At 71.7% G+C, this 26,400-nt stretch carries 24 protein-coding genes; 13 read left to right on the forward strand and 11 right to left on the reverse strand.

Annotated elements, in window-relative coordinates; genetic code table 11:
- Positions 1 to 76: 76 nt before the first annotated feature.
- A complete protein-coding gene (locus tag RIN75_RS11805) occupies positions 77 to 892 on the forward strand; it encodes an NAD(P)H-binding protein (RefSeq protein ID WP_309111887.1) in 816 nt (271 codons plus the stop codon).
- On the opposite strand, the gene RIN75_RS11810 is transcribed toward RIN75_RS11805, so the two are convergent.
- The gene (locus tag RIN75_RS11810) at positions 889 to 1,878 is read right to left on the reverse strand and encodes a LysR family transcriptional regulator (RefSeq protein ID WP_309111888.1); all 990 of its coding nucleotides are present in this window, start codon (positions 1,876 to 1,878) and stop codon (positions 889 to 891) included. The two genes, RIN75_RS11805 and RIN75_RS11810, sit on opposite strands and share 4 nt — an antisense overlap.
- Before the next feature lie 320 nt (positions 1,879 to 2,198).
- Here RIN75_RS11810 and RIN75_RS11815 point away from each other — a divergent pair, with 320 nt between their 5' ends.
- On the forward strand, positions 2,199 to 2,624 hold the full coding sequence (locus RIN75_RS11815) for a nitroreductase family deazaflavin-dependent oxidoreductase (RefSeq protein ID WP_309111889.1): 426 nt from the start codon (positions 2,199 to 2,201) through the stop codon (positions 2,622 to 2,624).
- Here the strand turns inward: RIN75_RS11815 and RIN75_RS11820 are convergent.
- Positions 2,621 to 3,436, reverse strand: coding sequence for a PhzF family phenazine biosynthesis isomerase (locus RIN75_RS11820; RefSeq protein WP_309111890.1), 816 nt, complete (start codon positions 3,434 to 3,436; stop codon positions 2,621 to 2,623). The genes RIN75_RS11815 and RIN75_RS11820 overlap by 4 nt on opposite strands.
- Positions 3,437 to 3,510: 74 nt before the next feature.
- Between RIN75_RS11820 and RIN75_RS11825 the strand changes: the two genes are divergently transcribed.
- Positions 3,511 to 4,326, forward strand: coding sequence for a LysR family transcriptional regulator (locus RIN75_RS11825; protein ID WP_309111891.1), 816 nt, complete (start codon positions 3,511 to 3,513; stop codon positions 4,324 to 4,326).
- 144 nt (positions 4,327 to 4,470) lie between these two features.
- Here the strand turns inward: RIN75_RS11825 and RIN75_RS11830 are convergent, their stop codons facing one another.
- The 3 genes from RIN75_RS11830 to RIN75_RS11840 all read right to left on the reverse strand — a co-directional run bounded on the left by RIN75_RS11830 (position 4,471) and on the right by RIN75_RS11840 (position 8,675).
- Positions 4,471 to 5,838: a GTPase domain-containing protein gene (locus tag RIN75_RS11830; RefSeq protein WP_309111892.1), complete on the reverse strand. Its 1,368-nt coding sequence runs from the start codon at positions 5,836 to 5,838 to the stop codon at positions 4,471 to 4,473.
- Positions 5,835 to 7,634: a dynamin family protein gene (locus tag RIN75_RS11835; RefSeq protein WP_309111893.1), complete on the reverse strand. Its 1,800-nt coding sequence runs from the start codon at positions 7,632 to 7,634 to the stop codon at positions 5,835 to 5,837. Before RIN75_RS11835 ends, RIN75_RS11830 begins: the two co-directional genes overlap by 4 nt.
- Before the next feature lie 105 nt (positions 7,635 to 7,739).
- On the reverse strand, positions 7,740 to 8,675 hold the full coding sequence (locus tag RIN75_RS11840) for an IniB N-terminal domain-containing protein (protein ID WP_309111894.1): 936 nt from the start codon (positions 8,673 to 8,675) through the stop codon (positions 7,740 to 7,742).
- Positions 8,676 to 8,904: 229 nt separating this feature from the next.
- Here RIN75_RS11840 and RIN75_RS11845 point away from each other — a divergent pair, with 229 nt between their 5' ends.
- On the forward strand, positions 8,905 to 10,185 hold the full coding sequence (locus RIN75_RS11845) for an Hsp70 family protein (protein ID WP_309111895.1): 1,281 nt from the start codon (positions 8,905 to 8,907) through the stop codon (positions 10,183 to 10,185).
- Between the two features lie 8 nt (positions 10,186 to 10,193).
- On the forward strand, positions 10,194 to 12,566 hold the full coding sequence (locus RIN75_RS11850; protein ID WP_309111896.1) for a LuxR C-terminal-related transcriptional regulator: 2,373 nt from the start codon (positions 10,194 to 10,196) through the stop codon (positions 12,564 to 12,566).
- 150 nt (positions 12,567 to 12,716) lie between these two features.
- Here RIN75_RS11850 and RIN75_RS11855 read toward each other — a convergent pair whose 3' ends face one another.
- From RIN75_RS11855 to RIN75_RS11865, 3 genes are read right to left on the reverse strand one after another with little or no spacing between them, the layout of a single operon-like run.
- The gene (locus tag RIN75_RS11855; RefSeq protein WP_309111897.1) at positions 12,717 to 13,610 is read right to left on the reverse strand and encodes a VOC family protein; all 894 of its coding nucleotides are present in this window, start codon (positions 13,608 to 13,610) and stop codon (positions 12,717 to 12,719) included.
- Positions 13,603 to 13,929, reverse strand: a complete 327-nt coding sequence (locus RIN75_RS11860; RefSeq protein WP_309111898.1) for a hypothetical protein — start codon at positions 13,927 to 13,929, stop codon at positions 13,603 to 13,605. The genes RIN75_RS11855 and RIN75_RS11860 overlap by 8 nt, the downstream gene beginning before the upstream one ends.
- Positions 13,922 to 14,431 (reverse strand): sigma-70 family RNA polymerase sigma factor, encoded by a 510-nt coding sequence (locus RIN75_RS11865; RefSeq protein WP_309111899.1) that lies wholly within the window; start codon positions 14,429 to 14,431, stop codon positions 13,922 to 13,924. Before RIN75_RS11865 ends, RIN75_RS11860 begins: the two co-directional genes overlap by 8 nt.
- Positions 14,432 to 14,512: 81 nt before the next feature.
- Here RIN75_RS11865 and RIN75_RS11870 point away from each other — a divergent pair, with 81 nt between their 5' ends.
- Positions 14,513 to 15,100, forward strand: coding sequence for a TetR/AcrR family transcriptional regulator (locus tag RIN75_RS11870; protein ID WP_309111900.1), 588 nt, complete (start codon positions 14,513 to 14,515; stop codon positions 15,098 to 15,100).
- 65 nt (positions 15,101 to 15,165) lie between these two features.
- Here the strand turns inward: RIN75_RS11870 and RIN75_RS11875 are convergent, their stop codons facing one another.
- A complete protein-coding gene (locus RIN75_RS11875) occupies positions 15,166 to 15,639 on the reverse strand; it encodes a DUF2165 domain-containing protein (protein ID WP_309111901.1) in 474 nt (157 codons plus the stop codon).
- Between the two features lie 609 nt (positions 15,640 to 16,248).
- A complete protein-coding gene (locus RIN75_RS11880; RefSeq protein ID WP_309111902.1) occupies positions 16,249 to 20,292 on the reverse strand; it encodes a WD40 repeat domain-containing protein in 4,044 nt (1,347 codons plus the stop codon).
- 297 nt (positions 20,293 to 20,589) lie between these two features.
- Between RIN75_RS11880 and RIN75_RS11885 the strand changes: the two genes are divergently transcribed.
- From RIN75_RS11885 to RIN75_RS11895, 3 genes are all read left to right on the forward strand, one after another.
- Positions 20,590 to 20,775, forward strand: a complete 186-nt coding sequence (locus tag RIN75_RS11885; RefSeq protein ID WP_309111903.1) for a hypothetical protein — start codon at positions 20,590 to 20,592, stop codon at positions 20,773 to 20,775.
- Positions 20,776 to 20,879: 104 nt separating this feature from the next.
- A complete protein-coding gene (locus RIN75_RS11890; protein ID WP_309111953.1) occupies positions 20,880 to 22,337 on the forward strand; it encodes an AlkA N-terminal domain-containing protein in 1,458 nt (485 codons plus the stop codon).
- A 10-nt stretch (positions 22,338 to 22,347) separates the two neighbouring features.
- Positions 22,348 to 22,839, forward strand: coding sequence for a methylated-DNA--[protein]-cysteine S-methyltransferase (locus tag RIN75_RS11895; RefSeq protein WP_309111904.1), 492 nt, complete (start codon positions 22,348 to 22,350; stop codon positions 22,837 to 22,839).
- On the opposite strand, the gene RIN75_RS11900 is transcribed toward RIN75_RS11895, so the two are convergent.
- Entirely contained in the window at positions 22,788 to 23,516 is a 729-nt protein-coding gene (locus tag RIN75_RS11900; protein ID WP_309111905.1) for a DUF2306 domain-containing protein, read from the reverse strand. The two genes, RIN75_RS11895 and RIN75_RS11900, sit on opposite strands and share 52 nt — an antisense overlap.
- A 137-nt stretch (positions 23,517 to 23,653) precedes the next feature.
- Here RIN75_RS11900 and RIN75_RS11905 point away from each other — a divergent pair, with 137 nt between their 5' ends.
- Genes RIN75_RS11905 through RIN75_RS11920 form a run of 4 tightly spaced genes read left to right on the forward strand, consistent with a single transcriptional unit; the run spans position 23,654 to position 26,378 of the window.
- On the forward strand, positions 23,654 to 24,241 hold the full coding sequence (locus tag RIN75_RS11905) for a helix-turn-helix domain-containing protein (RefSeq protein ID WP_309111906.1): 588 nt from the start codon (positions 23,654 to 23,656) through the stop codon (positions 24,239 to 24,241).
- Positions 24,241 to 24,948 (forward strand): SRPBCC domain-containing protein, encoded by a 708-nt coding sequence (locus RIN75_RS11910; protein ID WP_309111907.1) that lies wholly within the window; start codon positions 24,241 to 24,243, stop codon positions 24,946 to 24,948. Before RIN75_RS11905 ends, RIN75_RS11910 begins: the two co-directional genes overlap by 1 nt.
- Positions 24,945 to 25,571: a DUF998 domain-containing protein gene (locus tag RIN75_RS11915; RefSeq protein ID WP_309111908.1), complete on the forward strand. Its 627-nt coding sequence runs from the start codon at positions 24,945 to 24,947 to the stop codon at positions 25,569 to 25,571. Before RIN75_RS11910 ends, RIN75_RS11915 begins: the two co-directional genes overlap by 4 nt.
- 12 nt (positions 25,572 to 25,583) lie before the next feature.
- Positions 25,584 to 26,378 (forward strand): alpha/beta hydrolase, encoded by a 795-nt coding sequence (locus tag RIN75_RS11920; protein ID WP_309111909.1) that lies wholly within the window; start codon positions 25,584 to 25,586, stop codon positions 26,376 to 26,378.
- Positions 26,379 to 26,400 lie beyond the last annotated feature (22 nt).

Raw genomic sequence — 26,400 nt, forward strand, 5'->3', positions numbered from 1 at the left:
CACTTTCTGCGCGGTAAGTACCCCACGGAAAGGTGGGTACTTACGAATAGTTAGCGCCACTCTTAGCGTTTCCGCCATGACCACGTTGATCACCGGCGCGACCGGCCACCTCGGTTCACTCGTCGTCCAGCACACGCTCGACCGCCTCCCGGCGACCGACCTGGCCGTGTCCGTCCGCAACCCCGACCGCGCCGACCTGCCCGTGGACGTCCGCCTGGGCGACTTCGCGCGACCGGACACCCTCGCCACCGCCTTCGCGGGCGTGGACAAGCTGCTGCTGATCTCCGCCGACGGCCCCGACGAGGTTCGCGTCGGCCTGCACCGCAACGCCGTCGCCGCCGCGGTGGACGCGGGCGTGCGGCACATCGTCTACACCTCGGTCACCGACGCCGACACGTCCCCGCTGGGCCTGGCCAAGGTGCACAAGGCCACCGAGGACATGATCCGCGAGACCGGCCTGACCTACACGTTCCTGCGCAACGGCATGTACCACGAGAACTACACCGGCACCCTCGGCCACGGCCCGGTCGTGACGGCCGCGGGCGACGGCCGGATCGCCAGCGCGTCCCGCGACGACCTGGCCCTGGCGGCGGCGATCGTGCTCACCGGCGCCGGCCACGAGAACGCGGTGTACGAGCTGACCGGCCCGCGCGCCTGGAACTTCGACGAACTGGCCGCGCTCGCCGGCACCACCCACCAGCGGGTGACGCAGGCGGAGCGGGTCGCCGGCCTGGAGGGCTTCGGGTTGCCGCCGTTCGTGGCCGAACTGCTGGCCGACATCGAGGTCGGCATCGGCGCGGGCGCGCTGTCCGAGGTCCGGCCGGACCTGGAGAAGCTGATCGGCCGGGCGGCCACGCCCATCGAGGACGCGGTCCGCGCGGCCCTGGCCTAGGCGCCCGCCACCAGCAGGGCCGCGTCGATCTCGGCGTGCGCCCCGGGGTTCTCCTCCCACCACTTGGCGTAGACCGGGTTCCGGGGCAGCACGGCCTTGTAGGCGCGGGCGGCGCACGCGAAGACGTCGTGCGCCCGCCCCGCCGCCGGCCCCTGGCGCCGGGTGGCCAGCATGAGGTCAACCATGAGAGGCGCGCCCTTCAACGGCCGGATCACGATGCCGTCGCCGCTCCGGCTCTGGGGCAGTGCGAAGGACACCGCGCCGTTGGCGACCAGGCCGCGCGCGGTGGTGGCCTCGTTGACGTGGTGGGTGAGCCTGGGCGTGAAGCCCGCCTCCGCGCACGCGTTGAACATCTGGAGCCGGTTGCCGACCAGTTCGTCCGGTGGCGTCACCCAGTCCCGGTCGGCCAACTGGCCCAACTCCACCTCGTCCTGCCGCGCCAGCGGGTCCCACTCCGGCAGCGCGACGAACTGGGGTTCGCTGATCAGCCGGCGGACCTCCAGACCGCGCAGTTCCCGCCGTTCCATGCCCTCGAAGCGGTCCAGCACGCCCAGGTGGACCTGGCCGGAGACGAGCAGTTCCAACAGGTCCGAACCGCCCGGCATGATTTCGGTGCGGACTTCCGAGCACGGGATGGTCCGGCGCAATTCCTCCACGAAGTGGCCGAAAAAGAGCGTGGGGACGCCGCCCGCGATGAGCGGTCCGGGAGTCCGGTCCCGGGTCCGCTCCTTGGCCAGGCTGACCAGCTGCTCGACCTCGTCCAGCACCAGCCGGGCCGTGCCCACGACCTGTTTGCCCAGGTCCGTGGGCACGCTGCCGCCCGGTGTGCGGTCGAACAGCCGACCGCCCACGACGCGTTCCACGGTCCGCAACTGGGCGCTCATCGCCGGCTGGGTGAGGCCCAGCCTGGTCGCGGCCTTGGTGAGGCTGCCTTCTTCGGCGATCGCGCACACCGCGCGGAGGTGGCGCAGCTCAAGCTCGGGCATAACGCTCTTCTATCCCCCTTTTGTATGAGCCGCCACCCCTCACGGACGCCATAGTTGGCGAAGTCCCCGTGAAGTGGAGAGGAAGACATGCGTCGCGCCAGCCAGATCTACTAGAAACAGACGCAACGAAGCTGTGGCCCTCCCCTCCCGACGAGCGATCCGGACCCCGTTTACGCGGGCGGTTGGTCCGGGGGACGCCCGGGAGCAGGTGAGCGGCCGATGGGGTGCGAGGCGGACGTCCCCACCCCGTTGCGGGCCGCCGGTCGTGACTGCGGAGTAGCGACCGGCGGCCTCGCCGCGTTCTGGGTAGCGTCCAGGGCATGGCAGTAGTGGACAGCCCCGTCGGCTGGGTGAACAAGCACATCCGGGACTACATCGAATCCGATGGCGAAAGAGGGCACGAGTGGCGGCCGGGCGTCTACACGCTCCTGCTGACCACCACGGGCCGGAAGTCCGGCCGACCGCGCCGCACCGCCCTGATCTACCAGCCCTACGGCGACTCCTACGTCGTGGTGGCGTCGTACGGCGGCTCGCCGGACCACCCCGCCTGGTACAAGAACCTCCTCGAAGACCCCACCGTCCAAGTGCGCGTGGGCGACGACGAGTTCACCGCGACGGCCCGCACGTCCACCGGGGACGAGCGGGCCGAGCTGTGGGCGTTGATGAAGGAGGTGTGGCCGGACTTCGAGTCCTACCAGCGCAAGACCGACCGCGAGATCCCGGTCGTGGTCCTGGACCGCGCCTAGATCCGCACCGCGGCGCCGGTGACCCGGACCCGCGCGTCGTCCGGCCGGACGTCGACCGTCAACTCGCTGGGCCGGCCCATGTCGACACCCTGGTGGATGGTGATCGTGCGCGGCGCGGTCACCAGACCCAGCGCGCGCAGGTAGCCGCCGAACGCCAGGGCCGCCGCGCCGGTGGCCGGGTCCTCCACGACCCCGCCGACCGGGAACGGGTCGCGCGCGTCGAACACGTCCTCCTCGCGCTGGAACACGAGTTGCGCGGTGAGGGCGTCGTTGGCGCGCAGGAGGTCGGCGAGGGCGTCGAAGTCGTAGTCGAGGTCCTTGAGCCGGGCGCGGGTCTTGGTCGCCAGCACCAGGTGCCGGCCGCCGGCGGACGCCCAGTGCGGCGGGTACCGCGGGTCGAGGTCCTCGGCCGACCACCGCAGGGCCTTCAGCGCGGTCTCGACGTCCTCTTCGGGAGCGGGCTCGGAGGACGAGGGCACGCTGGTCAGCGTCGCGACGCCGTTCCCGGTCTCGATCTCGACCAGCCCGGCCGGGGTGTGGAACCGCAGCGTGCCGGTGGTGCCGAGGGCGACCGCGGTGGCGACCGTGGCGTGGCCGCAGAACGGGACCTCGACCAGCGGGCTGAAGTAGCGCACGTCGAACTCGTTCGCCTCGGCCCGGGGGAAGACGAAGGCGGTCTCGGAGTAACCGACCTCGGCGGCGGTCGCGAGCATCGCGGCGTCGTCGAGCCCGGTAGCGTCGAGGACGACACCCGCGGGGTTCCCGCCGGTCGGATCGGTGGTGAAGGCGCTGTAGCGGAGCACGTCGGTCATGCCACCAGAGTGCGGCACGGCGGGCATCGAATCCAACGATTCTCTCCGATCCGTCCAATCGGTATTGTCGATACATGGACACCCGCCTCCTCCGCACCCTCCTGGTGCTGGCCCGCACCGGCAGCTTCACCGCCACCGCGGCGGAGCTGCACCTGGTGCAGTCCACGGTGACCAGCCAGGTGAAGGCGCTGGAGCGGCACCTGGGCGCCCGCCTCTTCGACCGCCTGCCCAGCGGTGCCCGGCTGACCGAAGCCGGTCGGAGGGCGGTCGAACACGCCCGCGAGGTGCTGGTGGCGGAACAACGCCTGCGCGACGCCGTTCGAGGCAGCTCCGAGGTGGAAGGCGACGTCCGAATCGGCGCCCCGGAGTCCGTCTGCGCCTACCGCCTGCCCCAACGAATAGCGGACGTGGCCCTGCGCTGGCCCGGCATCAGCGTCCACATGACCCCGGTTGGCACTCGGGCCGCCATCGCCGGCGTCCGCACCGGTGCTCTGGACCTGGCGCTGGTGTTGGAGGAGGCGGTTACCGCTCCCGGCTTGAAGGTCAACGCCATCGGCGTGGAACCCATCGAACTGGTGTCGGCTCCAGGCGTCCCAGTGGACGAGCGCTACTTCTTGTTGGAAGAAGGCTGCTCCTACACGGACCGCTTCGTACGCGATCTCGCGGCGACCCCGAACATCACGAGGTTCGGCAGCATCGAGGCCGTGCGGTCGTGCGTGATGGCGGGCTTGGGCTGGTCGGTGCTGCCGCGGGTGGCGGTGGCGGAACAACTCGACGCGGGGACCCTCCAACGAGTCCGAGAACTCCCCGACACCACCCTCTACCTGGTCACCGATCCCCGCCGAACCCCTTCAGCAGCCGCCCGAACAGTCGCCGACGCCCTGGCCTGACCGCTCTTTTGTCGTACCCGACTGGAAGAATGAGCCCCAGGGGGCGCTCAGCCAGAATTGTCGTACCCCAGTGGGACAATGGAACCGGGGGCCGGAGGCCGCGCCCCGCATCGCAAGGACCCAGCATCGCTAGGCGCCCCGACCTCAGCCCAACCCGGCAAGCATCCCCTCGCAGCTGCGCACCACCACACCCGCCGCCCGCCGCTGCCCGTGGTCCAGCGCGGGACTGGCCGCCTGCTCCCGCCACCGCCCCAACGTGTCCAGCACCACGTGCCGCAGCTCCACCTCGCTCGGCTCGTACTCCATCCCCAACCGCGCCACCGCGGACGTCCCGAACCCCCCGACCAGCCGCGTGGCCTCGTCGTCCAACCCCGGCAGCTTCACCCGCCCACCCTGCAACGCCGCCAGCAGCCGCAGCTCCCGGAACTCGTGCGCCGAAGCCAAGATCCGCTCCACCCCGACCGCCAACCCGGCCGCCCCGGGCCGAGGCTCGTTGCGCAGCACCACGTCCAACCCCAGCAACGCCGACCGCGCCTTCAGCACGTCCGCCCGCTCGCTGAAGTACAGCCCGATCGACTCCCGCAGCTCACCCAACCCGCTGCGCTGCACCAACTGCCCGGTCAGCTTCACCTGCGTGTCGAACCCCTGCCGGATCAACGTGGTCGTCAGCCGCACCCCGAAGATCCCGAACCGCTCCACCAACCCGCGCCGCACCGCCGGGTCCAGCCGCACCGGGAAGTCCGCACCCACGAACCGGTCCGCGGACAGCAGGTGGTCCTCCAACTCCGTGCGCGCCAACGACGCCAGTGCCGCCAGCGCCGCGAACTCCTCCGCCCGCAACGTCCGCGCCGCCACCGCCAGCAGCCCGGCCACCGCGACCACGTTCTGGCACAACGGCCGCACCTGCGCCTCCCGCCGGTACCGCCGCGCGATCTGCTTGGCCGACGACAGCGCGTCGATCCGCCCGCCGCCGATCTCGTCCGCCCGCGCCAGCACCAGCACCGTGTTCACCGGCGCCGCCCGCGCCACCGGGTGGTCGTGCGCGGTCTGGAGGTAGCGCACGTCCGTGCTGTGCATGTGCCTGGTCAGGAACAGCACCGCGTCCGCCTCGCCGTACACCTGCTCGACCGGCGCGTCGCCCGGCGTGTCGATCAGCGTCAGGTCCCGCAGCGACCGCGACGGCCACTCCACGGTCACCCGGTCCACGTCGTGCACGTCGATGAACGCCCGCCCGTCCCGCCGCGCCACGGGCACCTCGTGCGGCCCCACCGTCGCCCGCGCCTGCGCGCCGTCGCGGTACCAGGTGAACGTCCCGGTCGGCGCGAACTCCTCGCCGATCACCGCGTTGACCACGGTCGACTTGCCCGTCCGCGGCGCGCCCGCGACCGCCACCCGCACCGGCTCGCTGAACCGCGCCTGGTGACCGCGCAGCCACGCGACCGCGCGCGGGCTGTCCCGGTACACCGCGAGCGCGTCCTCCAGCAGCGCCCACACCTCGTCGACGAGCGTCACGCGCTGATCCCCAACGGCGGCGTGTGCCCAGCCGCCAGCGCCTGCACCCGCTGGTACAGCTGCACGAGCCGGTCCAGTTCGTGCCGCGCCTCGCGGACCCGGCGCTCGCGTTCGGCGGTGTCGTCCTGCACGGCCCGCCGCGCACCGCGCGCCGACTCCAGCAGCGTCTCCTGCAACTCCTCCGCCAGGGTGCTGAAGTGGTTGCGCAGGCTGCGCTGGATGTGCCGGGCCGCGTCCCGGAAGTCCTTGCTGAACTTGATGAAGAAGTCGTCCACGTGCCGCTGCGCCGCCACCTTCGCCGCGGCCTGCCGCCGCTTCAGCCGTTGCTCACCTTCGTCCAAGATGGACTTCCCGCCGAACAACGCGCCCGCCCCCAGCGAGATCGCGTTGATCAACGGCATCCCGGCCAGGCTCGTGACCAGGCCGAACATCAGCACACCACCGTAGGAGCCGCGCAGGCCGGTGAACAGCTTCTGCCCGATGGTGAACCGCTCGATGGTCGGTTTCTCCATTTTGGACACCCGGTCCAGCACGTCCGCCGGGAAGATCGACTCGGGCAGCAGGTCGTCGCGCCGCACCGGGAAGCTGCGCGCGACCTTCTCGGCAACCCACTCCGCCCGCTCCATCAGCCAGGTGAAGTTCTGCGTGGCGGCCTCGGTGAGGTTGTCCTCCAGCCACCGCTCGAACTCCTCCCAGCCCAGCGCCGGGTCGGCGGTCTCGAACACCCGGTCCACCTCGCGCAGGATCCGCCGGGTCCGTTCCCGCAGGTCGTATTCGATGTCCGAGACCAGGTCGGCCATCTCGTCGGACAGCACGGTCTGCCAGCGCGCGGACCGGCGGCGCAGCTCGTCGATGCGGCGCTGGGCCTCGTTGAGCGCGGCGATGGTCTGGTGGGTGCTCTTCGAACCGTCGTTGGTCAGCTCCTCGCGCACCGGCGCGACCAGCTGCTTGATCGCGCCCGCGGCGACGACGGCGACCGACCGGCGGGCCAGCACGTCGGCGGCGGCGACGATGTCGCGCTGCACGCACTCCAGCAGCTCGGGGAACCCGGACTCGGCGTTCAGCGCCTTGTCACCGGTCTTCGCGGCGCGCAGCCGCAGCGCCGCGGACACCGGGATCAGCTTGGCCGGCACGCCCGCGCGCGCCAGGTGGGCGCGGTTGCGCTCCAGGACGCGCCGCCACTGGGCGGCGATGTCGATCTTGGTGAGCACCACGGTGACGTTCGGGCAGGACGCCATGACCTGCCGCAGCAGCTCCAGCTCGGACGCGGTCAGCTCGGCTGTGGCGTCGGACACCATCAGGACGGCGTCGGCCTGGAGGAGCGCGGTGAACGTGCTGGCGGTGTGCGCGGGACGCAGATCACCCACACCGGGTGTGTCGATGAGCACAAGTCCCGACGTGAGCAGGGCGCGCGGGATGCCGACCTCGGCGCGCAGCAGCTCGCCGGTGTGCCCGGCGCGGACCTTGCTGGCGAGCTGGTCGATGGGCACCGGGATGCGTTCGGTGGGGGTGTTCGCGATCGTTCTGACCAGGGCCGCGTTGGGGGTCTCCGCGTGTTGGACGAACGTCGGCACGGTCGTGGTCACGTCGTCGCCGACCGCGCACACCGGGGCGTTGACCAGGGCGTTCACCAGTTGGCTCTTGCCCTGCTTGGGTTCGCCCAGGACGAGCACCCGCAGCTTCGGGTCGAGCTGGCGGGCGCGCTTCTCGCGGAGTCGTTCGGCCAGGTCCGGCCGGTTGTGGGCGGCGCAGGACCGGATCGTGTCGTCGAGCACGTCGAGCCAGGGTGCGGACATCACCCGGAAGAGTGTGCCGTGTTCACTCGGTGAGGTGAAAGAGAGGGCCGGCCCTGTCCTCTGGACAGAACCGGCCCTCGGGTAGTGGATCAGTCCGCGAGCGACTTAGAAGAGCGCGTCGCTGATGTCGCCGCCACCCACCACCGGGACGTCGTTGAGGCCGACGCCCAGCAGCGGCGCGTTGACGGCGCCGACGTGGTTGACGGTGCTGGTCAGGCCGGCGGTGCCGATCAGGCCGTCGGCGGTGTCCTCGACCGTGTCGACCACGTTCGCCGGCGACACGTCGCCGGAGGAGGCCAGGCCGGTCAGGCCGTCCACGTTGAGGGCGGTGGTCACGTCGCCCGCGTCCAGGCCGGACACGTTGGTGGTCACGTTGCCGGCGACCTTGCCGGCGAAGCCACCGAAGCTGTCGACGACGCCGGTCAGCGTGTCGACCGCGCCGAACGCGGGGCTGGTCAGGCCGTCCGCGGCCGGCAGCGCACCGGTGACTCCGCCGGCGGTGGCGAGGGCGCCGTCCAGGGAGCCGGTCGCCAGGTCGGTGACCCCGCCCGCGGTGGCCAGCGTGCCGTCCAGGGCACCGGTCACGTCACCCACCGCGGAGAAGTCGCCGGACAGGGACGCGTCGAGCGAACCCGCCACGTCGCCCACCGGGCCCCAGCCGGCGACACCGCCGAAGACCTCCAGGCCGCTGGCGTCGGCGCTCAGCGCGCCCGCCGCCGCCAGGTTCACGTCGGAGGAGCCGGAGACACCCGAGAGGGCCACCTGCTGGGCCACGGCCTGCAGCTGGCCGATGGCGCCCAGGGCGTCCGTCGCGTCCAGCGGCAGCTCGTTGAGCAGCGAGCCGTCGAGAGCGGGCAGGCTCCCGGCGGGCACGTAGTCGAGGACCAGCGGGAGGACCTCCTGCACGTCCAGAGCGCTGATGTCGCTCAGGCCCGCGGCGGCCAGGGAACCCTCGGCGTCGGCCTGGAATTCGGCCAGCGCGGTCGGGTTGCTCAGCAGGTCGAGGACGAAGTCGTGCAGCGTGTTGGGGCTGGTGCCCATGATCGATTTCTCCTGGCTAGGTAGTCGCGGGGTGGCGTGGACCGGCAGGGGTGGGTCCCGCCATGGCGATCAAGGTATTGACCGGGGGAGATCCCGCCATCGGGGATTACTCCCAGTAGATGCCGCAACCACGATGGGGTGGTTCTCGTTCACTCCCTAGGGGATTAGGGGATGTGCTTGTGACCCCTCGGTAGCCCGTGTACGAACCGTCAAGCGCTACCCCGACCAGGTGAGTGAAGGAGGCTCCGAGTTGCCGTACGTCCTCGGAGTCGACGTGGGCACCACCCGCACCGCCGCCGCCCTGTGCCGCCTCGGCGGCGCCGGACGGGCCGAGCCGGAGGTCGTCGGCCTGGGCGGGCCGGGCGGCGGTGTCGCGTCGTCTCTGCAGCTCATGGCGGACGGGACGTTCGCGGTGGGTGAGCCCGGCGACCCCCGGTGGACCGCCACCGGCTTCGGGGCCCGGGTCGGTGACGGCGTGCCCGTGGTCCTCGGCGACGAACCGTTCACAGCCGAGGAGCTGACCGCGCTCATGGTGAGCTGGGTCGCCGGCCAGGTCGCCGCCCGGGAGGGTGAGCAAGCTCAACGCATCGTGCTCAGTCACCCGGTCGGGTGGGGGGCACACCACAAGGGGTTGATGCACCAGGCGCTGCGGGTCATGGGCCTGGAGAACGTGACGTTGCTCGCAGAACCGCTCGCCGCCGCGGCCGGCCACTCGTTCACCCGCGGCCCGGTCGGCGTGTTCAGCATGGGCAGCCACGCGTTCAGCGCCGCCGTGGTCCGCCCGTTCGAGGTCGTGGCCTGGGCCGAGGGGCCCGACCAGGACACCGGTGTGGACTTCGACGACCTCGTGTTCGGGCACGTGCGGACCGAGCTGGGCCGGGCGTTCAGCGAACTCGACGCGCAGGACCCGCGCACCCGCGGCCTCTACGGGCGGCTCCGGCGCGACTGCGAGGCGGCCAAGCGCGTGCTCTCCGGCACCTTCGAGACCGTGATCCCCGTGCACCTGCCATCCGGACGAGTGGACGTGCCACTCAGCCGGGCGAAGTTCGACGAACTGATCCGGTCGTCGGTCGAACAGGCCGTGTCCGTGTTCGAGCGGGTAGTGCGCGGCACGTCGCTGGAGGCCACCGTGCTGGTCGGCGGCAGCACCCGCATCCCCCTGATCCCGGCCCTGCTCCCCGGACGGGTGGTCTTCGAGGCCGCCCCCGAGACGACCGCCGTCAAGGGCGCCGCGCTCGCCGGGCGGCACATGATCCTCGGACCCGACGACAGCGAGCCCATAGAGACCTCCGTGATGGTCCGGGACGACGACCCGCTGCTCCGGTTCCCCGTGGGCGACATGGACGTCCCCGATGCCGAGTTCACCGCCCCACCGCCGCGCCCGCCGATCGACATCACCCCGCTGGACCTGCCCGAACGGCGCACCGTGAAGCGCGTCGTGCAGGGGCTCGCGGTGACCGGGGGACGACGCCGTTCCCGCGACGCACACGACTCAGAGGACGGCCGTTGAGCCTGCGCATGACTACCGAACGACCGGTGCTGGACGCGGACGCCCGCCGAGTGCTGGACGGGATCGCCGCCGCGCCCGAGGCGGTGCTGCGGCTCGGCGTCCTGGCGCCCGGCGGGTACGGCAAGACCACCGTGCTGCGGGAGGTCGAGCGCGCCTACCGGGACGCCGGCGTCGAGGCCACGATCGTGGACGACGCCCACCTCCTGGGTGACAGTGAGCTGCTCTCCCTGCGATCGCTGGTCGAGCAAGGGGACACGCGGATCGTCGTCGCGTACCGGCCGTGGCCCCGGTCGCGCGCTTTGGCGGCGTTGGCGGAGTCCTTGGGACGCGTACGTGCGCCTCTGATGCCTCCCGCGTTCACACGTGAGCAGGTCAAGGCGGTGCTACCGGCGTCGAGCCGCGCGTTGGTGGACTTCGTGCACCACCAGACGGGCGGTGTGCCCCGCTTTGTGGCGCGCTTGGCCGGTCTTAATGCGCCGGAAGTGACCGCCGAGGTGATCGCGTCCTTCCGCGCCGACCTCGACTGGCTGGACGCGGACGTGCAGAAGTTCCTGCTCGCCGCCGAAGCCGGCGCCGCACTGCGACTGGACCTGCTGAGCGCCTTGCTGGGCAAGGACGTCGACGCCGTCGGCGAGGTGATCGAGGCCGGTCGCGCGACCGGCCTGCTCGCGCCGGACGGAACCCTGCTGCCGATCGCCCGCGCGGCCGTGGCGGCGCTGAGCCGCACCGACCGGCGCATCGCCGGGCGGCAGAAGCTGGCCGAGCTGCAACTGAGGTCCGGTGGACCTGTGCTCGACCTGGTCAAGCCCCTGCTGGGCACCGGGGTGGGTGGTCCGGCGATGGAGGCGGCGTTCCAGGCAGCGGCCCGTGAGGCGCTGCCGACCGACCCGGCGCTGTCCGCGCGGCTGCTGGCCGCCGTGGGCACGCCGTCCGCCGAGGTGGCGGTGCGGCAGGCGGCGGCTTCGGCGATGTCCGGCGACCTGGACGCGGCGCTGCGGCTGGCCGACCAGGTGATCTCCGGCGGCGACCAGGAGCACCGGGGCGCGGCGGCCGAGGTGGCGGCGATCGCGCTGGCGCATCGGGGGCAGTTGGCGCGCAGCACCGAGTTGCACCGGTGGTCGCCCAGCGCGACGTCGACCGCGTTCGCCGTGGTCGGGCAGGTGGGCACGGGTCGAATGCCGACCGGGACGCTGCCGGTGGCACCGCCGACCATGCTCGACGGCGGTGCTTCCCTGATGGCACAAGGGGTTGTCGAGTCGGTTACCGGGACTTCGACGGCCGCACTGTCCACATTGGTGCGCGCGGCGGCGTTGCTCGAACCCGCCGGGCGGGCCGTGCTGCTGCCCGACACACCCGCCGCGCTGGCCGCGCTGGTGGCGATGCAGAGCGGTGAGCTGTCGGTCGCGGAATCCGTGCTGGACCGCGCGGTGGCGACGTCGCTCGGCGGCGTGCTGATGGACGTGCGGCACCGGTTGCTGCGGGCGTGGATCGCGATGGTGCAAGGGAACCTGGTGCAGGCACGGGAGACATTGGTGCTCCTGCGCAAGGTCGGGCGTCCGCTGGAACCGCGTGACTGGATCTTCGCCGTGGCGCTGGAGATCGGCGTGGCGCGGCGCAACAGCGACCTGGCGGCGTTGAAGCGGACATGGGACCAGGCGTGCGAGGCGGTGCTGCGGCACCCGGTGGACCTCTACACGTTCCTGCCGCTGGGCGAGTTCGCCGCGGCGGCTGCGCGCCTGCGCGACCAGCACCGGCTGGCACCGCACCTGATGGCGGCGCGGAACGTGTTGCGGCAGTTGGGAGACCCGCCGCTGTGGGCGATCCCGCTGCACTGGGCGGGTTTGCACGCGGCGATCATCGCGGAGGAGACGTCCGTGGCCGAGGAGCACGCCTCCGCGCTGGCCTCCTTCCGCGACCGGAGCCGTTACGGGGCTTTGGTTTCGGCGGCCGCGGAGAGCTGGCTGGACGTGCTGGCGGGCAAGGTCGACCCGGACCAGGTGGAGTCGGCGGCGCGCGGGCTGCACGCGGCCGGGCAGTGGTGGGACGCGGCGCGGTTGGCCGGTCAGGCGGCGATAAGGACGTCCGACCGGCAGGCGATGGTGCGGCTGCTGGACTGCGCCCGGTTGTTGCAGGGTCGTCCGGTGGGCGCTGGGCGCAAGCCGGCCGAGCCGGTGGTCGAGGCCGTGGACGCGGGCAAGCTCAGCGACCGGGAGCGCGAGGTCGCCGAGCTGGTGGTGGGCGGGCTGACTTACAAACAGGTCGGGGACCGGCTGTTCATCTCGGCGAAGACCGTCGAGCACCACATGGCCCGGATGCGGCAGCGGTTGGGGTGCACGAGCCGGGCGGAGCTGCTGGACCAGCTCCGCCAGATCCTCGGCTAGCCCGTTTCACTCGAAAGTGATCTTGTCAAGTTCGAACACATGTTCGAACATGGACCCATGACTCGATCACCACTCGCGCAGTCCTCGGTCCGACGGCTCCCGCTGTCCCGGCTCCCGCTGTCCCGGCAGCCGCTGTCCCGGGTTCCGCTGTCACTGCTGCCAGAGCCAGAACTCGATGCCCTGGTCGTCCGTGCACTCCGCGGCCAGCCCGTAGGCCTGCTGCTCCGGTTCCCGCGTCGTGCCGCCGTGCTCGCGCACCCGGGCCAGCGCGGCCTCCAGGTCGTCCACGGCGTACATGAGCTTCCAACCGGCCCGAGCCTGTCCGCCCCAGAGGCCCGACATCGGCAGTCCCGCGCCCTCGATCCCCCACCCGTGCTCCACACGGCCCCGCGTGAAGGTCCAGCCGAGCACGGCGCCGTAGAAGCGCTTGGCGGCTTCGTCGTCGGGCACGGTCAGCGTGTAGTAGCCGACGTGCCCGTGCGGCACCCTCTCCGTGCTCTGCGGCGAGACGCCCTGCGCCCGGCTGGTGCGGGCGGCGACCATCCACCGGTACCCGAAGGGGTCGAGGATCGTGCTGCTGTACCCGTGCCCGGTGTCCACGGCGGGCCGCAGCACCTCGGCTCCCCGTTCGCGGGCGCGTTCGACCACGAGGTCCACGTCGTCCACCTGCACGTGGTGCATCGGGCGCACACCAGTGCCGGTGGGGGCCACGTGGTCGTACTCGGGCCACTCGTCGGCGAGCATCAGCACCGAGCCGCCGATTGCGATCTCGGCGTGCCCGACCGACCCGTCCGGCATCATCACCGGCTCGCCCCGCCGTTGCGCGCCGAACACGTCCACGTAGAACTCGATCGCGGCCATGGAGTCCTGGAACGCGAGGTAGGGGGTCACGGTGGAGTACTCGGTCTGCACAGCTCCGGTGGTGCTCATGTCCTCTCCCAACAAGATCGTTCGTTCCAGGCGCTCGCGCAGGCGCTCCGCGAACCCGGCGTCCGGCTCGACCGGTCGCAGCGGCAGGTAGAGGGCGTCGAACGGATCAGTCATCGCAACCCCCGACCAAACTCCCCGACAACCCCGACACGACAGCGAACCCACCGACCTCGACCTTCCCCGAGGCGGACCGCCCAACCCCGGCCTGCCCGCCGGCGAACCCACCGGCCCACTCTCCAGACCTCGTCCCCGCGGCAGCGCACACCCCCACCGACCGCACCGGCACCGACCACACCGGCACCGACCACACCGGCACCGACCGCACCCGTGCCGACCGCACTCCCGCCGACCACACCTCCACGGCGGCGGTCGCACGCCCACCCCGGCGCGCGTTCCACATCGCACGAGCCACCGTCGGCCACCGCTCACCCATGGCGGCCTCCCGGGTAGGCCCGGCGGAACGCCGCACGGGCGCGGACCAGCAGCGCCTCGGTCGCGTGGACGGTCCGCCCGAGCAGCTCGGCCACCTCGGGCACCGGCAGTCCGTCGACGTACCGGAGCGTCAACACGCACCGGTGCGTGCGGCTGAGCCCGGCGAGGGTGTCGCGGGCCTGGATGGCGTCTATGTGCTCGTCCCACGGGTCCTCGACGTCCGGCTCGGTGTGCGCGAGGCGCAGTCCGCGTTCCTCGCGCTCCCGGCGCCGCCAGTGGTCGACCAGCTTGTGCCGGGCTATCCCGATGAGCCACGCCGGGGTCACCGGGCCGCCGTTCCGCGCCGACTGCACCGCCGCCAGGAACGTCTCCGAGGTCAACTCCTCCGCCAGCACCCTGCTGCCGCACCGGGCCAGCAGGTACCCGTACACCTGCGGTAGCGCCGCGTCGTAGACGTCGAGCAGCGCGAACGCCGGGTCCGGGTGGGCTTGCGGATCGCTCACACCCCCATCGTCGGTCGGGAGGCCGGATCTCCGACGGGTCCGTCGAGTGAAATTCTTACTCGCTCGTGCTAATTTTTGCTCGTGCGAGCAAAATCGGTGACCGAGCAGGCCAGGCGGGCGCAGATCGTGGGCGCGGCGATCGAGACGATCGCCGAACTGGGCTACGCGGCGACGTCGTTCAAGCAGATCGCGACGCGCGCCGGGCTGAGCAGCACCGGATTGATCTCGTACCACTTCAAGGGCAAGCAGGAACTGGTCGACGAGGTGTACGCCGAGGTCCTGCGGCGGTACGCGGACTTCGTCATGGGCTTCCTCGACCGGTCGGAGACGGCGGCCGGCGAGCTGCGGGCGTTCCTCGTGGCGAACCTGCGGTTCATGCGCGCCCACCGGTCCCACACGGTCGCGTTGATGCAGGTTCGACCACATGTCTCGGTGAAGGGTCGGGACGAGGATTACCGGCGGATGGCCGACCTGCTGCGGGAGGGGCAGCGGGCGGGGGAGTTCCGGGCGTTCGACGCGGACACGATGGCGATCTTCATCCTGGCCCTGCGCAACGGGGTGCTGGCCAGGGCGGCCGAGGACGAGTCACTGGACCTCGACCTCTGCGAACGCGAGCTGCTCACGCTGGCAGACCTCGCGACCACACAAGGACATCCGCAAGCCAGGTAACCCCACTGACACGGAGGAGAGGCCGCCACACAACGACCTCCCCTCCGCACACACGCCCCTCCGCATCAGTCCTTTGTGGATGAGTGCAGGACGATCAACCCGACAGCCGCCACGACGAAGTTCTGGAACGCCGCCGCCAACCCGTTCCAGTCCTTCGACTGCCACATCAGGAACCACTCCCCGCCGATGACGATGAACCCACCGCCGAACAACAGGATCTGCATGACCCATCCCACCGACGACAACCGCCGAGCGACGACCGTCCTCCCGCGCACCCAGGCCACCAGTCCGGCCAGCAACACCACCGCGGTGACCGCCTCCCAGGCGATGATCAGCAGGTAGGCGATGGTGACGACGGTCTGACTGGTGATCGCGCGGTACATGGTGTTCGGCGACTGGAAGGTCGTGTCCATCGCGAACACGTGCTGGACGAACGCGCGGTTGGTCTCGTAGTCGGTGACGTTGCCCAGAACCACGAGCCCCATGTAGACACCGGTGATCGCGACAAGCACCGCGACCGCCGCTTGCGGGCTCCCCACCCGGCCAAGTAGACGCATGCCTGGCAACCTAGTGACAAGCCGTGCAAAGTCCATGCCAATTCCTGCCCAAACCTACGGCCCCCCCACACCTCCCCAAACACCGACCACTCGCACGCCGACCCCGCCGACGCTCATCGCCACCCCGCCCCTCGCACGCCGCAGTCACGCACCACCCACTGCTCGCGCTGCACCCAGCCACCACCCGGCGTGCCGCAGTCCCCCGCCGGCCGCATTCCCGCTGCCGCGCTGCTGACCTGCCCTCCCTGCCGAGTCGCGTTCCCTGCCTAGCCGCGCCGCCGGCCTGCGCTGCTGGGCCGGGCTGCCGTGTTGGGCTGTGTTGCCCGCCTCCGCTGCCTGTTGCCGGCCGCTCGCGCCCGGCTATCGCGCAGGCGTGCTCGCCGCCCGACTCAGGCCGCCGCACCGGCTCGCACCGCGCACGTTCCCGCCGACCCGAGCACCGCCTCCGCTCTCACCGCACGCGATCTACCTGCGGTTTCGCGATTCACCGCAGCCCGATAGGGACGTCACTCGATCGTGTGAGTCGTCGATTTCGGCACCGATCGCCGGCTCGTGCGTCCCGTAATTGAGGAAGCGGGCGGCGGCGAGGGGCTAGGTGCACGGTGGGGCGTAGTCGAGTTGGGGGAGGTGTTTGCGCCACTGGTCCTCCGGTAGGACGCCCTTGGTCTTGGCGCAGATTCGGGTGATGGCGTCGGCCGGTTCCAGGTCCCACAGCCTGACCGTCGTGTCCAGGCTGGTGGAGGCGATGGTGTTGCCCTGCGGCGAGAAGCGGACGTCGTGGAGGCCGGCGTCGTGGCCGGTCAGGGCTTGGCCGATGGCTTCCGGGCGCAGGTGGTCCTGGAGGGACCAGAGTTTGATGGTTCGGTCGTCGCCGCCGGCCGCGAGGGTCTTGCCGTCGGGGCTGAAGGTCACCGAGACCACCGCCTCGACGTGCCCGGTGAGCGGGTCGCCCAAGGGCTTGGCCTTGGCGGGGGTGGTCAGGTCCCAGAGGCGGATGGTCTTGTCGTCGCTGGCGGTGGCGAGGGTCTTGCCGTCGGGGCTGAGGGCGCCGGCTCGGATGGCGCCGGTGTGGCTGGTCATCGGCTGGCCCAACGGCTGGGCGGCGGTGGGGTCGGCGACGTTCCACAGGCGGACCGTCTGGTCGGCGCTGGCGGTGACCAGGGTTTTGCCGTCCGGGGTGAAGGCGGCCCAGTGGACGTAGCCGATGTGGCCCACCAGGGGTTTGCCGGCGGCGCGGGGGTTTTTCGGGTCGCTGAGGTCCCAGAGTTGGACGGACTCGTCGTCGTAGCCGGTGACCAGGAGTTTTCCGTCGGGTCTGAAAGCGACCGGGGCGGTGTAGCGGGTGTTCAGGGTCATGGGGCCGGCCAGCGGGGTGATGGCGCGCGGGTCGGTGAGGTCCCACAGGCGGAGGGTTTTGTCGCTGACGGAGGCGATGGTCGTGCCGTCGTTGCTGATCGCCATGCCCCACACGCCCGCATCGTCCGGGGTGGTGGTGGACAGGGCGCTGCGGGGGGCTTGGGGGTCGGTCAGGTCCCAGACGCGGATGGTGCGGTCACGGCTGCCGGTGACCATGCGTTTGCCGTCGGGGGTGAAGACCGGGCCGACCGTGCGGGCCGCGTGGCCGACCAGCACCGTGCGGGGGAGGGACCAGAGGCGGACGGCGCTGTCCTGGCTGCCGGTGGCGAGGGTGTAGCCGTCCGGGCTGAAGGCCACCGCGTACACGATGCCGTTGCGGCCGGTCAGGGGGTGGCCGACGGCGAGGGGGTGCGCCGGGTCGGTGACGTTCCACAGGCGGGCGGTGCCGTCCGCCGAGCCCGACGCCAGGATGCGGCCGTCGCGGTGCCAGGCCACGGACCAGACCGGGCCGGTGTGGTCGGTCACCGGGCGGCCCAGGGGGACCGGGGCGCTGGGGGTGGCCACGTTCCAGAGGCGGATGGTCTTGTCGTCGCTGCCGGTCGCCAGGGTCTTGCCGTCCGGGGAGAAGGCCAGGGAGCGGACGATGCCGTCGTAGCCCGTCAGCGGCGCGCCGATGGGGGTGGGGGCGTTGCGGTCCGACACGTCCCAGAGGACGACGGTGCGGTCGTCGCCGCCGGCGGCGAGGGTGCGGCCGTCGGGGGAGAACGCGACCGAGCGGACCTGGCCGGTGTGGTGGCCGAGGGGGTCGCCCAGGCGTTGGGGGGCGGCCGGGTCGGTGACGTCCCACAGGCGGGCGGTGTGGTCCCCGTTGGCGGTGACCAGGGTGCGGCTGTCGGGGGAGAAGGCGACCAGGTAGACGGTGCCGTTGTCGCCGTCCAGGGGTTGGCCGAGGGCGCGCGGTCGGCTGGGGTCGGTGACGTCCCACAGGCGCACGGTGCCGTCGTCGCTGGCGGAGGCGAGGGTCTTGCCGTCGGGGCTGAAGACCGCCGAGCTGACCCAGCTCTTGTGCGCGCGCAGCGGTGTCCCGAGGGGTTTCGGGTTGTCGCGGTCGCGCAGGTCCCACAGGCGGACGGAGTTGTCGTAGGAGGCGGTGGCCAGGGTGTTGCCGTCGGGGGAGAACGACGTCAGGTACACCGCGCCCTGGTGCCCGACGAGCTGGGTGGCCAGCGGGAGGCCCTGAGTGGACAGCACCCTGGTGTGGACCTCGCGGTCCTCGGGTCGCATCCGGTAGGCGACCAGGTCCAGCTGGGCCGACAGCGACGGGTCGGTCTCCAGCAGGCGGTCCGCCTCGGCCACGACCTGGCGGAACACGGCGTCGTCGCGTTGCCGCACGGCCAGCACCGCCGCGGTGATCGCGATGATCGCCAGCACCACGACGACCGACACCGCGCTGCGCCTGCCCCACAGGGCGCGCCTGCGGTACTGCGTCGACACGGCCAGGAAGTCCTGCGCCACCCCGGTCAGGCCACCCGGTCCCGCGGCGTCCGCCCAGTGCCGCGCGGTCTCCAGACGGGCGCCCCGGTACAGCAGGGACGCGTCGCGGTCCTGGTGCGCCCAGCTCGCGGCGTCCTCCTCCAGCCGCTGGCGCAGCAACTGGCCCTCGCGGTCCTGGTCGATCCAGCTGCGCAGCCGGGGCCACGCCTGGAGCAGCGCCTCGTGGGTGATCTCGACCGAACCCGCGTCCAGGGTCACCAGCCGGGCGCGGGCCAGGACCTCCAGGGCCTCCTCGCCGGCCGCCCGGTTCGGGGCCTGTTCGACCAGCTCGTGCCGGGTGGAACGGCGGCGGGTGTCCTGGGTGTCCTCGCCGACCCGGACCAGGCGCAGCAGCAGGGGACGGGCGGCGGCCTGGGCTTCCGGCGCGAGGTCGGCCCACGCCCGTTCGGCGGTCGCCGCGACCGCGCCCTGGATGCCGCCCGCCGCGCGGTAGCCGGAGATGGTCAGCTTGCCCGCGGTGCGGCGCTGCCAGGTGGCCAGCAGGGCGTGCGAGAGCAGCGGCAACGCGCCCGCGTCGTACGCGCCCTGCGACGCCCGCCCCGGCGCGCGCCCGCTGCGGACGCCCAGGTCGCGCAGCATCAGCTCGATCAGGCCCGGCTCCAACTGGAGTCCGGCGGCCTTGGCCGGCCGGGACACCGCTTCGCGCAGCTCGGCCGAGGTCATCGGACCCAGCACCATCTGCCGGTCCTGCAGCGCGTCGGCCAGTTCCGGGTAGGCCAGGCACCGGCCGTAGAAGTCGGCCCGCACCCCCAGCACGACCAGCGCGGGCGCGTCACCGCCGGGGATGGACGGGGTGCACGCCGCGTGCAGCGCCTGCACGAACAGCTGCACCAGCCCCTCGTCGGGGCACAGCGTGAACGCCTCCTCGAACTGGTCCACCACGACGACCACCCGGTCTCCGCCGTGGTTGGCCGCGTGCGCGGCGAACGCGTCCCGGATGCGCCCCGCGAACCGCAGCACGCCGATCATCGACTGCCCGACGAACGTCTCCGACGGGTGCTCCGGCACGTCCATTGCCACCGCCGGGTCCAGCACGTCGGCGAGTTCCGGGATGTGCCCGACGAGTTCTTTCACCGGGTCCGCGCCGGGCGTCAGCACGATCGACGGCCATTTCTCCGAACCGGGCACCGCCAATGCGCCGTCGCGAATGGACGGAATGACCCCGGCGCGCACCAACGACGATTTCCCGGCACCCGAAGCGCCGACCAGCATGACGATTCCACCGCTGTCCACCGCGGCGCCCAATCGGGAAACCAGCGCGGCGGTGCTGCGTTCCCTCCCGAAGAACCACGAGGAATCCTCGGGTTGGAATGCCGCGAGCCCGCGGTAGGGGCACACGCCGATTTCGTCGGAACTGGGCGGGTCCTCGTCCTCGGGGGACGCGGCGGGGCTCGCCAGCGCCTCCTCCCACAGCGCGCGCCACGCCTCCAGGTCGTACAGGCCGGCGACGGACGGCTTCGGCCGGGCCTTGCGGGCCTCGCCGATGAGGACTTCGAGCACTACCGAGAGTGCCGGGAACCGGGCGGGCACGTTGCGCCCGCGCCGCCAGTCGCTGACCCGCTGCGCGGTGGCCCGGACGGGCCGGCCCCGGTCGTCCGTGCGGCGGGCGCGGCTGACCGACTCGGTCACCCGCTTCAGGGGTGGGTCGCCCGCCGCGGCGTAGAGCAGCGCGAACCGCTCCGCGAAAACGGCGCGGGGACCCGACCCCTGACCAGAACCAGCCATCCGCGGGGGACCTCCTCGTCGGTCCGCTGTTTCCGGACCGGAAAACCGGCTGAGAGCGCGTGAACAGGTCGTTTGTGGACCGGTGCGACTCCGGGCAGTCCACCCTAACGACTTGCGCTGCCAAGCTGCCCGTGACGTTGTCGCTGACGTCGCCAGGTTGTGCGAAGGGACCGGTCGAAGTGGTTTCGCAAGCAACTAACGCGAGTGGCAGAACGTTCGCCGCTGAGGAGTCCTGGGGGTCTTCTCAGCGGGGTGCACAGAGCCGGCCCGGCCGGTGGAACGGCGCGGCGACCTGCCATGCCGACCGGGACTGAGCCGTGGACGACCGGACCCGTTCCGGTCACCGACCGTGACGAACGGGGCGTCCCCGGCGCGTCCAGGGTGTGCCCGATCCTGCGGACCGTGCTCGACGCGGCCGACCGGGAGCGGGCCGAGGTGAACCTGGCCGCACTGGCCAGGCTCGCGGCTCCACTGCACGCCTGAGGCCGGCCGGTCGCACAACGGTGTGCGGCGGCGGCCCGGTGCGTGTTGTCTTCATGTCGCATTTCCGCCAGCCAACGGCCTGGCGTTGACCGATGCTGGATGCCGTGCACCAAGACGCGGAACGTTGTGTTCGAGCCGTGCAGTCCAAGGACGCGCGGTTCGACGGGTGGTTCTTCACCGCCGTGCTCACCACGCGGATCTATTGCCGGCCGAGTTGTCCGGTGGTGCCGCCGAAGGTCGAGAACATGCGGTTCTACCCGAGTGCGGCGGCGGCGCAACAAGCGGGATTCCGCGCGTGCAAGAGGTGCCGTCCGGACGCGAGTCCGGGTTCACCGCTGTGGAACCACCGCGCCGACTCCGTCGCCAAGGCCATGCGCCTGATCGCCGACGGCGTGGTGGACCGCGAAGGCGTCCCCGGACTGGCCGCGCGGCTGGGCTACAGCGTCCGACAGGTCGAACGGCAGCTGCTCGCCGAACTCGGCGCGGGACCGCTCGCGCTGGCCCGGGCGCAGCGCGCGCAGACCGCCCGGCTGCTGATCGAGACGACCGGGTTGCCGATGGCGGACGTGGCGCTGGCCGCCGGGTTCGCCAGCGTCCGGGCGTTCAACGAGACCGTGCGCGCGGTGTTCGCGATGTCGCCCACCGACCTGCGGACGCGGCGGTCCGCGCCGTCCGCCGCGCCGGGGGTGCTGTCGCTTCGGTTGCCGTTCCGCGCGCCGCTGTGCCCGGACAACCTGTTCGGGCACCTGGCAGCGACCGCCGTGCCGGGCGTGGAGGAGTGGCGGGACGGCGCGTACCGGCGGACCATGCGCACCCCGCACGGCCACGCGGTCGTGGCGCTGCGGCCCGAGCCGGACCACGTGGCGTGCCAGTTGGCGCTGACCGACCTGCGGGACCTGTCGCTGGCGATCGCCCGGTGCCGCCGGATGCTGGACCTGGACGCCGACCCGATCGCCGTCGACGAGCAACTGGCCGCGGACCCGTTGCTGAAACCCTTGGTGGACAAGGACCCGGGGCGGCGGGTGCCGGGGACCGTGGACGCCGCCGAGTTCGCGGTCCGCGCGGTGCTGGGCCAGCAGGTGTCCACCGCCGCGGCCCGCACGCACGCGGCGCGGATCGTCGTCGCCGCGGGCACGCCGGTCGAGGACCACGGCCTGACCCACCTGTTCCCGACGCCCGAGCAACTAGCCGAGCTGGACCCGGCCGTGCTGGCCATGCCGCAGTCCCGCAAGACCGCGTTCGCCGCGCTGGTGCACGCCCTGGCGTCCGGCGCGCTCGACCTGGGCGTCGGCGCGGACTGGGACAAGGCGCGCGCGGACCTGCTGGCGCTGCCCGGGTTCGGCCCGTGGACCGTCGAGGTCATCGCGATGCGGGCGCTGGGCGACCCGGACGCGTTCATCCCGGGCGACCTGGGCGTGCGGCTGGCCGCGCGGACCCTCGGTCTGCCCGACACCCCCGGCGCGCTCGTCGAGCGCGCACGCGCGTGGCGCCCCTGGCGGGCCTACGCCGTCCAACACCTCTGGGCCACCGGTGACCACGCGGTCAACCGGCTGCCCGCGTGAAAGGACCCTCATGACGCACACCACGGTCGACAGTCCCGTCGGCCCGTTGACGCTCGTGGCCACGGACGGCGTGCTGTCCGGGCTGTACATGACCGACCAGCGGTACCGGCCCGACGACGAGTCGTTCGGGCCGGCGGACGCCGCGCCGTTCGCCGACGTGATCGTGCAGTTGGAGGAGTACTTCGCGGGCACGCGCACGTCGTTCGACCTGGAGCTGGACCTGCTCGGGACGCCGTTCCAGCGGACCGTGTGGCGGGCGCTGTGCTCGATCCCGTACGGGGAGACGGTGTCGTACGGGGAGCTGGCCGCGCTGGTGGGTCGGCCGACCGCGGCGCGGGCCGTCGGCATGGCCAACGGCCGCAACCCGGTCGGGATCATCGTGCCGTGCCACCGGGTGGTCGGGTCGACCGGCGACCTGACCGGGTACGGCGGCGGCATCGACCGCAAGCGTCAGCTGCTCGAGTTCGAGACCGCGACCCTGGCCTCGTCGGCGGGCCGCTGAACCCGCCGCTGCTTGCGCGCGACGTCCCGCTCCAGCCACCACTCGACGAACAGGAAGGGCAGCACCCAGCCCATCCACGCGGAGATCGCGGAGGTCGCCTGCATCAGGGCGACCTCGCTGCCGCCGAACGCGCTGTCCTTGAACGGCGGCAGGATGATGATCATCGCGACGGCCCAGAGGCGGTTGGTGATGATGGAGAAGGTGAGGGTGGCGCTGCGCAGCATCCAGCGGCGGTGCTCGACGTAGCGCTTGCGACGGGCCATGCGGTGGGCGGTGATGGTGAAGCCGAGCCAGAGCGAGCCCATGAGGACGTTGCCGAGCGCGTTGACCGGCCCGAACGGACTGACCGCGCCGATCAGGAGCGCCAGCACCCCGCCCGGCAGGACACCCGCGAACACGTAGGCGCGTCCCAGGTACCGGTGGTACTTGGGGTGGCGCTGCCGGAACCAGGGCCAGATCTGGAGGACGGCGGTCAGGATCGCGACGGACGCGAAGACGACGTGGCCGACGAGGGCGGGGTAGTACCAGGCGTAGCCGGGGTCGGGCACGCGGGACTGGGCGCGGTCGCCGGTGAGGTAGGGCGGTAGCGAGAACGCGACGAACAGCAGGACCAGGAATCCCAGCGGCACCACCCACGGCCGCCGCCACCACTTCTGCTTCCCCTGTGTGTGCACCATGCGGCCGACTCTGCCGACGGCCGCTGACGAGCCACGCACCAAACGCTGACGGACTGCTCGGCGGCCGGCGGGGCAGGTCGGACACCGACAAGTTGAGTTGTCTTGACAATCGAACTTGTCGGTGCGAAGGTTCTCCCATGCTTGAAGTGGCGGTGATCGAGGACCCGGCTACGGCCGAGGTGACGCTGGACCCGGTACGTGTCCGGCTGCTGGCCGAACTGGTCGAACCCGGCTCGGCGACCACGTTGGCGGCCAAGGTGGGGCTCCCGCGGCAGAAGGTCAACTACCACCTGCGCACGCTCGAACAGCACGGCTTGGTCGAGCTGGCCGAGGAACGTCGCAAGGGCAACATGACCGAGCGGGTCATGCGCGCGACTGCCGCGTCCTACGTGATCTCGCCCGTCGCGCTCGCCGCCGTGCAGCCCGACCCGGAGCGGTCGCCCGACCGACTCTCGGCACGTTGGCTGCTCGCGGTTGCGGCGCGGTTGGTCAAAGACGTCGGGAAGCTCATCACCGGCGCATCCAAGGCGGGCAAGAAGGTGGCGACGTTCGCCATCGACGGCGAAGTCCGGTTCGCCTCCGCCCAGGACCGCGCGGCCTTCGCCGAAGAGCTCGCGACCGCCGTCGCCGGCCTGGTCGCCAAGTACCACGACGAGGCGGCCGAAGGCGGGCGCCCGCATCGCATCGTCGTCGCCGTCCACCCCAGCATCCCCAAGGAGTCCTGATGGGCCACGCGTTCGAAGAGGTCAACGAGGTCGAGCTGGCCGGTGTCACGCCCGACCAGGTCTGGGACGCGATCGCGACCGGCCCCGGCATCGACTCGTGGTTCATGGGCCACAACGAGGTCGACCCGGGCGCCACGATCCGGGGCGCGTTCGGCGGCTACGAGCCCGCGCACCCGGTCACCGCCTGGGAGCCCGGCAAGCACCTCGCCTACGGCGGCGAACCCGCCCCCGACGGCCGCAAGCTCGCCTACGAGTTCCTGATCGAGGGCCGCGACCACGGCAGCACCGTGCTCCGCATGGTCGTCGCCGGCTTCCTGCCCGGCGACGACTGGCAGGACGAGTTCGAGGCGATGACCGCCGGTGGCGCGATGTTCTGGCGCACGCTCATCGAGTACCTCACCCACTTCGCGGGCCGGATCGCCGAGCCGGTCACCGTGTTCGGCCCCGAGATCGGCGACTGGCCGACCCTCTGGACCCGCCTGCACGCCAAGCTCGGCGGTGCCGAGCCCGGAGACCAGGTCGACGTGGACGGCACCCCGGGCGTCGTCTACTACGCCAACGCCCAGACCATCGGCATCCGCACCCCGGACGCGCTCTACCGCTTCTTCCAAGGCATCACCGGACACCTGATCGCCATGCACCACGTCTTCGTCGACGACCACCGCGACGAGCGCACGTGGTCCGCCTGGATGGGAACCCTGTCATGACCACGATCACCAAGACCCAGGACACCACGAAGCTCCTCCTCGGCTGCGGCGCGATCGCCGGACCGCTCTACCTCGTCACGGGGTTCGCGCAGGCGTTCACCCGCGAGGGCTTCGACATGACCAAGCACCCGATGAGCTTCCTGTCCCTCGGCGAGGGCGGCTGGGTGCAGATCGCCAACTTCGTCCTCAGTGGACTGTTGTTCCTCGCCTTCGCTTTCGGGGTGCGGAAAGCGCTCAAGGGACAGCGGGCGGGAACGTGGGCGCCGATCCTGTTCGGGATCTTCGCGGTCGGCATGATCGGCGGCGGTGTGTTCGTGGCCGACCCGGCGTTCGGGTACCCGGCGGGCGCGCCGGCCGGTCAGCCGGAAACCCTGTCGTGGCACGGAGTCCTGCACGGTGTGGCGTTCTTCGCGGCCTTCCCCGCGCTGATCACGTCCTGCTTCGTCATGGCCCGCCGCTTCACCGGAGCGTGGTCGCGCTTGTGCGTGGCGGTCGGGGTGGCGTCGGTGGTGCCCATCGCTTTCGTGGGCACCGATTACGCGACCGTCGTGCTCTACGTCGTCGCCGTCGTCAGTTGGCTGTGGGTGTCCGCGGTCGCCGTCAAGCTCCGCGCCGAGATCTGAGGAGAACGAAAGATGGGTCACGTCACGTCCCAGGACGGCACGCGCATCGCCTACGGCAAGACCGGTTCCGGGCCCGCGCTGGTCATCGTCGACGGCGCGCTGTGCCACCGCGCGTTCGGCCCGGCCACCCGGCTCGCGCAGGCCCTGGCACCGCACTTCACCGTGTACACCTACGACCGGCGCGGCCGGGGCGAGAGCGGCGACACCGCGCCCTACGACGTGGCGCGCGAGGTCGAGGACATCGCCGCGCTGGTCGAGGAGGCCGGTGGCCGGGCGTACCTGTTCGGCATGTCGTCCGGCGGCACGCTCGTCGCCGAGGCCGTGCACCGCGGTGTTCCCGTCGACCGGTACGCGATCTACGAGTCGCCGATGGTCGTCGACGGCACGCACGCCCCGATGCCCGCCGACCTGCCCGAACGGGTGCGGCGCGCGGTCGCCGAGGACCGGCGGTCGGACGCGGTGAAGATGTTCATGGACTACGTGGGCACGCCGAAGCTCGTCACGGCGATCATGCGGATCACGCCGCCGTGGCGGCAGCTCAAGGCCGTCGCCCACACCCTGCCGCACGACTTCGGCCTGGTGGGCGAGTTCCAGCGGGGCGAGAAGCCGGCGGCCGACCGGTGGTCCGGCGCGAAGGTGCCCGGCCTGGTCATCGCCGGCGGCAAGAGCCCCGAGTACATGCGCAACGCGCAGGCGGTGCTCGCCGACACCCTGCCGGACGCCGAGCTGAAGGTCCTGAGTGGACAGACGCACATGGTCAAGGCGAAGGTCACCGCGCCGGTCCTGGTGGACTTCTTCGGCCGCTGAAGCTCTCGAAAAAGCGCCGTGC

The organism is Saccharothrix sp. (assembly GCF_031180885.1).
Classification (GTDB): Bacteria; Actinomycetota; Actinomycetes; order Mycobacteriales; family Pseudonocardiaceae; genus Actinosynnema.